The sequence below is a fragment of the Streptomyces sp. NPDC001903 genome (genome assembly GCF_042891345.1).
Classification (GTDB): Bacteria; Actinomycetota; Actinomycetes; order Streptomycetales; family Streptomycetaceae; genus Streptomyces.
On record NZ_JBIASZ010000009.1, the window covers coordinates 21,921 to 32,915 of the forward strand.

14 protein-coding genes are annotated in these 10,995 nt (G+C 72.1%); 6 read left to right on the plus strand and 8 right to left on the minus strand.

The features are described 5' to 3' along the window. Positions 1–174 precede the first annotated feature (174 nt). The 4 genes from ACFYZS_RS20785 to ACFYZS_RS20800 all read left to right on the plus strand — a co-directional run bounded on the left by ACFYZS_RS20785 (position 175) and on the right by ACFYZS_RS20800 (position 5,158). Positions 175–1,128, plus strand: coding sequence for a DUF5996 family protein (locus tag ACFYZS_RS20785; protein ID WP_389014416.1), 954 nt, complete (start codon positions 175–177; stop codon positions 1,126–1,128). Positions 1,129–1,381: 253 nt separating this feature from the next. Then, on the plus strand, positions 1,382–3,016 hold the full coding sequence (locus tag ACFYZS_RS20790) for a hypothetical protein (protein ID WP_389014419.1): 1,635 nt from the start codon (positions 1,382–1,384) through the stop codon (positions 3,014–3,016). Positions 3,017–3,175: 159 nt separating this feature from the next. Beyond that, positions 3,176–4,702, plus strand: coding sequence for an APC family permease (locus ACFYZS_RS20795; protein ID WP_389014422.1), 1,527 nt, complete (start codon positions 3,176–3,178; stop codon positions 4,700–4,702). A 27-nt stretch (positions 4,703–4,729) separates the two neighbouring features. Further along, a complete protein-coding gene (locus ACFYZS_RS20800) occupies positions 4,730–5,158 on the plus strand; it encodes a universal stress protein (RefSeq protein WP_389014425.1) in 429 nt (142 codons plus the stop codon). Positions 5,159–5,184: 26 nt separating this feature from the next. Here ACFYZS_RS20800 and ACFYZS_RS20805 read toward each other — a convergent pair whose 3' ends face one another. The 5 genes from ACFYZS_RS20805 to ACFYZS_RS20825 all read right to left on the minus strand — a co-directional run bounded on the left by ACFYZS_RS20805 (position 5,185) and on the right by ACFYZS_RS20825 (position 7,813). Beyond that, a complete protein-coding gene (locus tag ACFYZS_RS20805) occupies positions 5,185–5,970 on the minus strand; it encodes an ArsR/SmtB family transcription factor (RefSeq protein ID WP_389015151.1) in 786 nt (261 codons plus the stop codon). Between the two features lie 108 nt (positions 5,971–6,078). Beyond that, positions 6,079–6,372 carry a YciI family protein gene (locus ACFYZS_RS20810; RefSeq protein WP_389014428.1) on the minus strand — a complete coding sequence of 98 codons (294 nt, stop codon included), beginning with the start codon at positions 6,370–6,372 and terminating at the stop codon, positions 6,079–6,081. A 20-nt stretch (positions 6,373–6,392) separates the two neighbouring features. Continuing rightward, complete coding sequence (locus tag ACFYZS_RS20815) at positions 6,393–6,701, minus strand: PqqD family protein (protein ID WP_389014431.1); 309 nt, start codon at positions 6,699–6,701, stop codon at positions 6,393–6,395. A 102-nt stretch (positions 6,702–6,803) separates the two neighbouring features. Further along, positions 6,804–7,184, minus strand: a complete 381-nt coding sequence (locus ACFYZS_RS20820) for a VOC family protein (protein ID WP_389014434.1) — start codon at positions 7,182–7,184, stop codon at positions 6,804–6,806. A gap of 140 nt (positions 7,185–7,324) precedes the next feature. After that, positions 7,325–7,813, minus strand: a complete 489-nt coding sequence (locus ACFYZS_RS20825; RefSeq protein WP_389014437.1) for a Rieske (2Fe-2S) protein — start codon at positions 7,811–7,813, stop codon at positions 7,325–7,327. A 149-nt stretch (positions 7,814–7,962) separates the two neighbouring features. On the opposite strand from ACFYZS_RS20825, the gene ACFYZS_RS20830 reads away from it, so the two are divergent. Beyond that, positions 7,963–8,502 (plus strand): DoxX family protein, encoded by a 540-nt coding sequence (locus ACFYZS_RS20830; RefSeq protein WP_389014440.1) that lies wholly within the window; start codon positions 7,963–7,965, stop codon positions 8,500–8,502. Between the two features lie 7 nt (positions 8,503–8,509). On the opposite strand, the gene ACFYZS_RS20835 is transcribed toward ACFYZS_RS20830, so the two are convergent. The 3 genes from ACFYZS_RS20835 to ACFYZS_RS20845 form a co-directional block, all read right to left on the minus strand. Then, positions 8,510–8,995: a hypothetical protein gene (locus tag ACFYZS_RS20835; RefSeq protein ID WP_389014443.1), complete on the minus strand. Its 486-nt coding sequence runs from the start codon at positions 8,993–8,995 to the stop codon at positions 8,510–8,512. 89 nt (positions 8,996–9,084) lie between these two features. Further along, positions 9,085–9,264, minus strand: coding sequence for an RICIN domain-containing protein (locus tag ACFYZS_RS20840; RefSeq protein ID WP_389014445.1), 180 nt, complete (start codon positions 9,262–9,264; stop codon positions 9,085–9,087). A gap of 204 nt (positions 9,265–9,468) precedes the next feature. Further along, positions 9,469–9,735: a hypothetical protein gene (locus ACFYZS_RS20845; protein ID WP_389014448.1), complete on the minus strand. Its 267-nt coding sequence runs from the start codon at positions 9,733–9,735 to the stop codon at positions 9,469–9,471. 319 nt (positions 9,736–10,054) lie between these two features. Between ACFYZS_RS20845 and ACFYZS_RS20850 the strand changes: the two genes are divergently transcribed. Then, a partial coding sequence (locus ACFYZS_RS20850) for a GlxA family transcriptional regulator (protein ID WP_389014451.1) occupies positions 10,055–10,995 on the plus strand: 941 nt, incomplete at its 3' end.

Below are 10,995 nucleotides of genomic sequence, written 5' to 3' on the forward strand. Positions count from 1 at the left end.
GCCATGACCGTGTCGGCGACGCCCGGATCCTCGTCGCCGGCCGCTCCGAGCGGGGCGCATGGCTGACGGTTCGGCCCCCGTCCGCAGGTCGCGCCCGGGGCGGAGGCTCGTTGGGGTCAAGATGTCCGGTGTCCGAGCCGTGAGGCGTGGCGCAACGAAACTGGGGGATGCCCGGTGGACCTGTTCCCGGCAATTCCGCTGTCGCAGTGGCGAGACTCGAAGGAGACCCTGCACCGGTTCACACAGATCGTCGGCAAGATCCGGCTGGCGAGCAGCCCACGGCGCAACCACTGGTGGAACGTCCCCTTCCATGTCACCGGGCGGGGCATCACGACCCGCCCGATGGGCGGGGTCGACGGCAATCCGGTCTTCACGATCGACTTCGACTTCGTCGACCACTGGCTGACCGTGTCCTGTCTGGACGGCTCGACCACCTCGTTCCCGCTCCTCGGGCAGTCCGTGGCGTCGTTCTACCGTGAGACCTTCGCCGCGCTGGGCCGGATCGGCGTGGCGGTGACCCTCCCGCACCCCCACCCGTACACCCTGCCCGACGCGCACCGGCCGTTCGCCGAGGACACGGAGCACGCCTCCTACGACCCGTTCTGGGTCAACCGGCACTGGCAGGTGCTCAGCCAGGTCGGCCTGGTGCTGGAGGATTTCGCTTCCGGTTTCTCCGGGAAGATCAGCCCGGTGCACCTGTTCTGGCACTCGTACGACATCGCGGTCACCCGCTTCTCCGACCGCTCCGTCGAACCGGGGCCCGGCGCGGACCCGGTGACGCGGGAAGCCTATTCGCGCGAGGTCATCAGCTGCGGCTTCTGGTTCGGCGACGACGCGTACCCCCGTCCGGCCTTCTACGCGTACGCCGCGCCGGAGCCGGCGGGCCTGGCCGGGCGGCCGCTGCGGCCGGCGGCCGCGCACTGGGTCGAGCGGGGCGCCGGCCGCCTGGCCACGCTGGACTACGACGACGTCCGCGGCAGCGCGAACCCCCGCGAGACCGTCCTCGACTTCCTCGGGGCCCTCTACGGATCGGCAGCCGCCCTGGACGGCTGGGACGTCGAACACCTCGCCTCCCCGGGCGGCATCACCGACCCGCTGGCCCGGCGTGATCCGAAGGGCACCCCCTAGGGGGTGTCCTGCCGGTGAACGGGCTCCGGGCCCCGCCGCGCGCCGGTGTTATTTCCTTGATTTTCCGGGTGATCGCGGCGAGCATCTCAAGGCGCTCTTCCAGCGGCAGGCGGCGGGTGGCGATCCGAGGGGGACCCCGCTCGTCGACGTCCTGCGGCTGTGTACTCTGAGCACGCTTTCGAACCTGTTCAAGCGTTTACCGACAATGGGGGGGCCGGTGCGCAATCGCCGACTCGTAATGTCCGCTGCCGTCGTGGCAGCCAGTGTGGGTCTGATACCGGCGGTGGCCCAGGCCGCTCCGGCCACGCCGGGGGCCGCGGGCCCGCACGGCGTCTCCGCGCCCGACGTGGACCTGAACAAGGTCGCGGCGTCGAACTTCGCCACCGTCAAGAGCCCCGCCGAGCGTACGGTCCACACCCCGTCCGCCGCCAAGGGCAACGGCAAGGCCGGCGCGACCGCGCAGGCCGAGGGCAGCGCCGCCGCGGAGCCGACGGTCGGACTGACCGCCAAGGGCACGAGCGCGCGCGGCATCAGCCTGGACCTCGCCGTCACGAGCGACCCGGGCACCGCGCTCTCGGTCAACGTCGCCTGGGGCGACGGCACCAGCGTCACCTTCGGCGCCAACGGGCCGACCAACGCGACCGAGGCGCACTCCTACGCCGAGATCGGCTCGTACACCATCAAGGTCACGCTGTCCGACGGCAGCGGGGTGCGCGGCACCAACGAGCTGTCCGTCGTGACGCCGGGCTCCGACTTCACCCCGTACGCGCCCACCCGCCTCCTGGACACCCGGGACGGCACGGGCACGACGAAGGGCAAGGTCGCCCCGTACGCCACCACCCGGGTCAAGATCTCCGGCAACGGCGCGATCCCCGCGGGGGTCACGGCCGTGGTGCTCAACGTCACCGCCACCAACACCACCAGCGGCGGCCACGTCACGGTCTACCCCGAGGGCAGCGACCGTCCGACCACCTCGAACGTCAACTTCTCGGCCGGCCAGACCGTCCCGAACCTGGTGATCGTCCCGGTCAACAAGAACGGCTACGTCGACCTCTACAACGGCGGCTGGGAGCCGGTCGACCTCATCGCCGACATCACCGGCTACTTCACCCGCACCTCCTCCAGCGGCTACACCCCGCTGAACCCCACGCGCTTCCTCGACACCCGCGAGGGCCAAGGCCAGGTCGCCGGCCAGGGCACCACCGCGGTCCAGATCAAGGGCCGCAACGGCATTCCGTACAACGCCACGGCCGTCGCGCTGAACGTGACCGTCACCAACCCGCGCGAGGACGGCCACCTGACCGTCTACCCGAGCGGCGGCGCCGCCCCGACCACGTCCAACCTGAACTTCCGCGGTGGCCAGACCGTCGCCAACTCGGTCATCGTGCCGATCGGCGCCGACGGCTCGATCAAGATCCGCAACGGTGCCTGGAAGGGCACCGACGTCATCGTCGACGTGGTCGGCTACTACAGCGCGGACAGCCAGGGTGCCTACCTGCCGTTCCTGCCGGAGCGCATCCTCGACACCCGCGACCCCGCCGACTGGCCGTACGGCCAGCTGGAGGGCCAGGGCTACATCTACATGCCGCTGTCCAGCTCGCGCCCGCAGAACACGGCGTACGTGCTGAACACCACGGTCACCAACACCCGGGGCGACGGCTACCTCACGGTGTCTCCGGACCCGAACTCGCTGAGCGCCTACGACAACGACTGGGCGACCTGGCCGACGCCGCCCAACTCGTCGAACCTGAACTGGAAGCGCGGCGAGACCGTCCCCAACCTGGTCCAGGCGGGCACGGGCAACAACGGCATCGTCGACTTCTGGAACCGCGGCTGGGACAACATCGACCTGGTCGTCGACATCTTCGGCGTCTACCAGACGAACTGACCCGCAGGCAGCTCGCGGCCACCACCCGGCCGCGCGGCCCCGGCCCGATCGGCCCGGATCCCCTCGTGGGGGTCCGGGCCGTTGCGCTGCCGGAGCGGCCCGCACCCCGGACGGGCCACGCGCCTCGCGCGGCGCCGCCCGGTGCGTGACGATGCGTACATGGCCCAGGACAGTGCCGGCGGCGCGGCGGGTGCCGAGATCCCGAACGCGGAGCTCAAACACAACGCGATCGGGTTCCTCGACGCGCTCGTCATCGGTCTGAACTCCACCTCGCCCGCCTATTCGCTGGCCGCCGTCATCGGCCCGATCGTGGCGCTGGTCGGGATCTACGCGCCGGGCGTGATGCTGGCGTCGTTCGTCCCGATGCTGCTGATCGCCGCCGCCTTCTACTACCTCAACAAGGTCGACCAGGACTGCGGGACGACGTTCTCGTGGGTGACGCGGGCCATGGGCCCCTGGGCCGGCTGGCTCGGCGGCTGGGCGATCACGATGACCGGCGTCCTGGTCATCGGCTCGCTGGCCGACGTCGCCGTCAACTTCGGCCTGCTGGCCGCCGGCCTCGACGGCTGGGCCGCCAATCAGGTGATCCGGCAGTCCCTCGCCGTCGTGGTGATCCTCGCCATGACCGCCATCTGTGTCATCGGCACCGAGCTGTCCGCCCACCTCCAGGACATCCTGATCCTCGCCCAGGTCTTCTTCCTCCTGGCCTTCTCGGTCGTCGCCATCTACCGGATCTACGCCGGCACCAGCACCCTCGACTCCATCGAGCCGTCCCTCAGCTGGCTCAACCCCTTCGGCGCGGGCGGCGCCGCCCTCACCGGCGGCCTGCTGCTCGGCGTGTTCATCTACTGGGGCTGGGAGTCCGCGGTGAACCTCACCGAGGAGGTCCAGGACTCCGCCACCGCGCCCGGCAAGGCCGGGATCTGGTCCACCGTGGTCCTGTTGGTGACCTACCTGTCCGTGGGCTTCGCCATCGTCGGCTACGCCGGAACCGCCTTCCTCGCCGAGAACGCGGATGAGGAGGAGGCCATCTTCGCCGTGCTCGCGCACGAGGTGATGGGCGGCTGGGACTGGGTGGTGCTCCTCGCCGTCTGCACGTCCGCCCTCGCCTCGACCCAGACCACCATCATTCCGGCTTCCCGCACCGCCCTGTCCATGGCCCGCCGGCACGCCCTGCCGGCGTCCCTCGCTCACATCCACCCGCGGTTCCGCACCCCGGACGTGAGCACCTGGTGGGTCGCGGTCATCGCCATCGCCTGGTACCTCGTCGTCAACCAGATCAGCGAGAACGCGCTCCTGGACTCGCTGACCGCGCTCTCCCTGCTCATCGCCTTCTACTACGCGCTCACCGGCGTGGCCTGCGCCGTGTACTACCGCCGCCACCTGTTGGAGAACCTGCACAACTTCCTGCTGATCGGCCTCGGGCCGCTGGTCGGGGCGGGGCTGCTGGCCTGGCTGCTGGAGGAGTCGATCAACGACATGTCGAATCCGGAGAACTCGGCCAGCGGGGTCTCCTGGTTCGGGCTCGGGCCGCCGCTGGTGATCGGGATCGGGATCGCCGCGGCCGGCGTGCTGATCATGTGCTTCTGGCGGGTGCGGGACGGCAGGTTCTGGCGGGAGCGGCGCGGCGTGGTCGACCCGGCACTCGTCCACGGCAGGAAGCGGCAACCGCCCGGCGGTCCGTGAGGTCCGGAATCCCCGAAGGAGTCCCTGATGTCTGTGGTCCTGGGGTACGACGAGTCGCCCGGCGCGGAGCGGGCCCTGCGCGTTGCGCTCGAGGTCGCCACCGCCTTCGGCGAGCCGCTCGTCCTCGTCTACGGCGCCGCCGCACCCGGCGCCACCGGAGAGGAGTACCGGGCCCACCGGGAGGCCGTACGCCAGGCGGGGCGCAGCGCCCTGGCCCGCGCGGTCGAGGCCGCCGACGAGGCCGGTGTCCCGTCGACGGTCGAGGTGGTCGACGAGAAACCGGCCCAGGCCCTGCTCGATGCCGCGGAACGCCACCGGGCGCGGGTCATCATCGTCGGCAGCTGGGGTGACAGCCCGATCCGCGGCGCCCTGCTGGGCTCCACCCCGCACAAGCTGCTGCACCTGTCGCCGGTGCCGGTGCTGTGCGTGCCGACGGCGGGCGACACCGAGCCTTGACGGCGGGGATCAGCCCGCGGTGGGGATCACGCCGTGGGGAGCGGCTCGCCGGTCTCCAGCAGGGTCTTGAGGCTGGACAGGACCGGCGGCCAGCCCTGGCTGCACATCTCGCGCAGGATGCCGTCGGCATCGAACTCGTGGGTGACGGTCAGCTTCACGAGCCCGCCCTCCGGCTCGATGTCGAAGGTGACCGTGGAGCGGCCCTCGGCCGCGAGCCGGGTGCGGACCTCCTCGCCGATGCCGACGGCCCGGGCCCACTCCTCGGTGAAGCTGTGCCAGGTGTACGAGAGCCGGCGGAAGGGGTCGGAGACGAGGACGACCTGTTCGGCGTCGGCCATCGTCGCTCCGCCCTGCTTCCAGACCAGGGGCGAGCCCTTCGCCCAGTCGCTCTCGAAGGCGACGCCCCAGTAGCGGTCGGTGAAGGCCGGCTCGGTCAGGGCCTGCCAGAGCCGCTCGGGGGTCGTACGGATGTAGGTCGTGTAGAGGAAGGTCGTGCTGTCCATGGGGGGTTGCTCCAGAGCTCTCTTCAGGTCCGCGAGCGCGTCCACCCGGCCGCGGTCGAACCGGCTGATCCATCGCTCCGCGATGGCGTTGATCGGGGCGGCGTTCAGGTAGTGCTGCTTCTCCCGCCCCTGCCACACCGTGGTGACCAGCTCGGCGTCCTCCAGTACGGCCAGATGCTTGCTGACCGACTGCCGGGCCATGTCCAGTCCCGCGCACAGCTCGCGCAAGGTCTGGCCATTGCGCTCGCGCAGCCGGTCCAGAAGCCGGCGCCGGCTCGGATCGGCCAGCGCCTTGAACACACTGTCCACCACGTGCCACCCTCAGTCATGCAACCAAGCGGTTGCATTTCAGATTAGGCAGCCGTTTGGCTGCATGTCAACCGCCGCCACCCGCGCCGAAGGCCGGTCCGCCGCGGCTCACTCGTAGGTCGTGAGGGCCTCCAGACCGGGTACGACGAGGTGCGGCGTGAACTCGACCACGGTGTGGTCGGCGACGCCGTTGACGACGTACGGGTCGGTGGCGAGAAGGCGGCCGAGTTCCTCGACGGGCATGCCGGGGGCCAGATACACCCCGCCGGCCCCCGACTTCTGCCGCCCGGCCACCAGGAGCGACCGGCTGGAGAGCTGCCGCTTCAGCCAGTCGCCGTGGGCCGGCCGCCAGGGTTCCACGTCTTCGAGCGGTGCCGTGTATGCAACGGTGACTACGAACATGCCCGGACCGTACCGGACGCTCAGGCCGCCGCCTTGAGCAGTCCCGCGTCCATCAGGCGCTCGGCCCAGGCGTTCATCGCCGTACGGACCTTGCCCTCGTCGGTCTGCCAGGCGTCGGCCAGGGAGGAGGCGGCGAGTTCCAGGAACCCGTCGTTGACCCGCAGGGCCACCCACATCGCCGAGCCCACCGGGCTGCAGCGGAACTCGCCGCGCCCTGCCGTCCGTACCTTCATCCGGCCGTCCGCCAGAGCCGTCCCGGTCACGCCGTCCGCCGCCACGATCCGCATGTCGTCCTCCTCGTTCAGGTCCGCCTCAAGTGCTTCAAGCATCGCGGCGCGACGAGGACTCGACCATGGGGCTAGCCACCCCCTCCGGGCTGCTGCCACCCACCGCCCGGCGGTCGGGCCGCCCGGCGGTCGGGCCGGCGGAGGCTACATCCCGTTCGGCTGGAGTACGGAGATGATGTTCCCGGCCGGGTCCTTGAACCAGGCGATCGCGGGGCCGGGCGCCTCCCGGGCGATTCCCTTCGCGTCCTGGTCGAACGCCTCGTACCGCTCGAACGCCACACCCCGTGCGGCCAGTTCGTCGACGGCCCGGTCGATGTCGTCCACCGGGAAGTTCAACACGGTGAACGTGGCGGGCTCGTGGTTCTCCTTCGGGTAGAGCATCACGTCCGTGTCCCCTGCCAGGTGCAGGGTCAGCAGACCGTTCTCCTCGGACACCCGCAGACCGAGCGTCCCGCCGTAGAAACCCCTGGCGCCTTCGATGTCGTCCACCGAGTAGCCGCTGAATCCCCTGCTGTCACCCAGCATGGTGGCTGCCCTCCGTTCGCCTCAGCTCGTCCGGCATCGGCCCCCTGACCCCAGTCTCCCTCCGAAGACCCGCCGTCGCCCGACGGCCGGGGCACCCGTGCGCCGCCGGGCTCGGCGAGCCCGGCGGCGCACCGGCCGGTTCAGGCGAGGGTGATCTTGTCGCCCTCCACGGCGATCTTGGCCGCGGCCAGCGGGCGCGTGGCGGGCCCACCCGCGACCGTGCCGTCCGAGATCTTGAAGAGACTCTGGTGGCACGGGCAGACGATGTTCCCGTCCTTCACCGTCGCCACCGAGCAGCCCTGATGGGTGCAGGTCGCCGAGAAGGCCTTGAACTGCCCCGCCATCGGCTGGGTGACCACCACCTTCTGGTCCTTGAACACCTTGCCGCCGCCGACCGGGATGTCCGAGGTCTGCGCGAGCGCCTTCCCGCCACCGGCGCCGCCGCCGGCCGCGGCGCCCGCCGAGGGTTCGCCCTGTGCGGTGCCCGGTGCGTTGCCGCCCGCGGCACCGGCTCCGCTGTCGGCTGCCGCCTCGGTGCCGCCGTCGCTGCCGCAGCCGCTCAGGACGGTGCCTGCCAGCGTGGCGGCGCCCGCCGCGAGAACCGTGCGCCGACGCGTGGTGTCGCCCATGGCCGTATCTCCTTCTCGTACGGAAGCGGACCGGGGCATCCCTTGCCACCCCAGCCTCAGCAGGAACACGCGGGGCGGCGCCGGGCGGTTCACCGATTCCGAAACAGGTCACGACCGAACCGCGACGCGGGTTCCCGCGTGTGCAGGGTGTGACTACGACATCCCCCGACCTGCGCACGCGAGCGGCCGAGTACGCACTCCTGCCGCTGCGCCTCTTCCTCGGCATCACCTTCGTCTACGCCGGGCTGGACAAGCTGACGGACGCGGCGTTCCTGTCCGCCACCGGTGACGGCTCGATCGGGCAGCAGATGGAGGCCGTACGGGACTCCGCCGCCGTGCCCGGACTGGTCGAACTCTCCTCGCACGACCCGGTGGGCTTCGGCATGGCGATGGCCCTCGGGGAACTGGCCGTCGGGCTGGGCGCCCTGGCCGGGCTGCTGACCCGGATCGCCGCGTCCGGCGGGGCCCTGATCTCCCTGAGCCTGTGGCTGACCGTCAGCTGGCCGACCACGCCGTACTACTACGGCAACGACCTCGTGTACCTCATGGCCTGGCTCCCGCTGATCCTCGCCGGCGCCCCCGCCCTCTCCCTCGACGCGCTGCTGCACGGCCGCCGCCGGCCGCGCCCCTCCGGATCGAGGCGGGCGAGGTCCGGCCGCCCGAGCCCGACGGCGGCGAGCCCCTCCTGAGCCGCCCTCACACGGCGGCGCCGCCGCCCGCCTCCGGTCCGGACGGCCGCTCCCGGGGCGCGCGCGGCGCGGCGTCGAGCAGGGCCCACACCCGGCGCCCGTCGGGCGCGAGGTCGCTGCCACAGCTCACGACGGAGCGCAGGGCGGCGAGTTCGGTGAGCACGGCGTCCTGTCCGGGTGCCGCGCCGGCGACGTGGCTGAGCACGACCGCGAGGATGCGCTGGTCCTGGTCGGCGAGGTGGACGCTGATCCGCTTGCCGCCGTCGGCGACCGCCGCCTGGACCAGACGCCGCACGGCCCTGTCCAGATCCGGCTCGTCGAGGTGTGCGTACCCCCAGGCCCGGACGGTCGCCGTCGCCCGGGCACCGGCCTTCTTCGCGGCCCACTGGTCCGCGCGGAACGTCAGCCCCGCGGTCTGCCGGTTGCGGATCTGCATCCGCGGGCGGGCCCGGTCCACGGTCGGCCCGCCCGCCCCAGCCGGTGTCGTAGTCATGCGAACACGCTACGCGCACGCACCGGCTCTCCGAAAGCCCGCAGGTCCGCGGTGGTCCGGACGGGCAGGGGCGCGGCCGCGCCCGGGGTTCAGCGCCGCGTCCAGAGCTGTCCGGGGCCGCCGTTGCAGGGCATCCGGCGCACCTCGCGACGGCTGCCCGACGGCGCGCCCGCGTCCTCCGGACGCAGTCCGCTGACCTCGTTCCCGATGGTGTGCTTGCCGTCGTTCCAGTCGAACTCCCAGCGCTGGCCCCGGGAGTGGTTGCACACCCGCTGGATGACGGTGGCCCCGGGCGCGAGGCTCGTCGGCTCGATGCAGCTGTTGTTGTGGGCGCCGTCCCCCCGGGCACGGTCGGCCGCGGCCGCCGGACGGCGCCCTCGCCGCCCTGCTGGGTGCCACCCGCGCCCGTACGCTGCACGCCGCGGCGAGCCCGGCCGGGACCGCCGAACTCGCCCGCCGGACCGTCCGGTTCCTCAGCCCAGGGCCACGGTGACGATCGCGGCGGTGACGGTGATCGCCGCGCAGGTCACGAGTAAGGGCCGTCCCGTGGTCAATGCCCAGCCGATGCCGGCGCAGCGGGCGCCGTCCGCCGCCGCGTCCTCCCCTGAGGCCGGGGTCTCACCGCCCGCGGCCTCGCGCAGGAGGGCACACTGGGCGCACTCCCGCGTGCCGTGCGGGGACGAGTCGGAGTCGATCCAGTACGCGCCGTTGAGCTCTGCGAAAGAAACATCCGGGGACACGACTGGACGCGTAGAAGCTGCTTCCATGACCGCCAAACGGGCGGCCGGCGGCGGAAGCAACGGTGATCACCGCATCCGAGACCGGATCGTCACTTCTGCCGGCGCGGGCCACGGCCCGGGGGCCTCGAAGCCCAGGGCCCACAGGCCCGGTCTCCCCGCCGACGGCGGTCGCGCGCGATCTGCGTGCCCACGAGCCCGACGCCCGCCGAATGCCCCGGACGGCCCCCCGGGTGACGGCACGTCGGGCGGCGGAGTGATGTCCGTATCCTGCAGATCCCCGTCATTGCAGACGGTCCGGCGGGGAGCGGATATTGGGGTCATGAACTCCCGCCCCGCCTCTCCCCCGCTTCCGCCCGGGCCGCACGTGGTCGTCTTCGCCATGTTCCCCGGGATCGACGCGCTCGACGTGACCGGTCCCGCCGAGGTCTTCGCCATGGCGAACCTCGTGCTCGGGGCCCGGCAGCAGCCCCGGGGCCACGGCTACGAGGTCCACTTCGCCGGGGAGCGCCGCGGCCCGGTCGCGACGTCCGCCGGTGTACGGCTGCAGGTGGAGGAGTTGTTCGGCGAACAGGGGGCCATCGACACGCTGGTGGTGCCGGGCCGGATCCGGCTCGGCCCCGACGGCCCCGAGCCGCATGTCGATCCCGCCGTCGTGGCCTGGCTCCGCGAGGCGGGACCGGCCGCGGGCCGCATCGCCTCGGTGTGCGTCGGCGCGCAGGTGACCGCCGCCGCCGGCCTGCTCGACGGTCACCGTGCGACCACCCACTGGGCCACCGCGGAGCGGTTCGCCGCGGACCACCCCGCCGTCGAGGTGGATCCCGACCCCATCTTCGTCCGCTCGGGCCGGATGTGGACGAGCGCCGGCATCACCTCGTCCATGGACCTCGCCCTGGCCCTCGTCGCCGAGGACCACGGCGACGAACTCGCCCTCGAAGTCGCCCGCATCATGGTCATGTACCTCCAGCGCCCTGGCGGCCAGAGCCAGTTCAGCGTCCCCCTGGCCCACCCGGCCGGCAGCCGGGACGATCTGCGGGAACTGCGGCGGTGGATCGGCGAACACCTGGACACCGACCTGTCGGTGCCCGCCCTCGCCGCGCGGATGTCCATGAGCGAGCGGCATTTCGCCCGCGTCTTCCGGGCCGAGACCGGCAGCACCCCCGGCGCCTACGTCGAGCGCATGCGCCTGGAGGCGGCCCGTCGGCTGCTGGAACGCACCTCGCGCCTCGCGCCCGACATCGCCCGCGCCTGCGGGTTCGGCTC

Excerpts from the sequence above, each read along its gene's own strand:
- ACFYZS_RS20795 (WP_389014422.1), top strand. The coding sequence starts at position 3,176 with ATGGCCCAGGACAGTGCCGGCGGCGCGGCGGGTGCCGAGATCCCGAAC.
- ACFYZS_RS20800 (WP_389014425.1), top strand. The coding sequence starts at position 4,730 with ATGTCTGTGGTCCTGGGGTACGACGAGTCGCCCGGCGCGGAGCGGGCC.
- ACFYZS_RS20810 (WP_389014428.1), bottom strand. The coding sequence starts at position 6,372 with ATGTTCGTAGTCACCGTTGCATACACGGCACCGCTCGAAGACGTGGAA.
- ACFYZS_RS20815 (WP_389014431.1), bottom strand. The coding sequence starts at position 6,701 with ATGCTTGAAGCACTTGAGGCGGACCTGAACGAGGAGGACGACATGCGG.
- ACFYZS_RS20820 (WP_389014434.1), bottom strand. The coding sequence starts at position 7,184 with ATGCTGGGTGACAGCAGGGGATTCAGCGGCTACTCGGTGGACGACATC.
- ACFYZS_RS20825 (WP_389014437.1), bottom strand. The coding sequence starts at position 7,813 with ATGGGCGACACCACGCGTCGGCGCACGGTTCTCGCGGCGGGCGCCGCC.
- ACFYZS_RS20835 (WP_389014443.1), bottom strand. The coding sequence starts at position 8,995 with ATGACTACGACACCGGCTGGGGCGGGCGGGCCGACCGTGGACCGGGCC.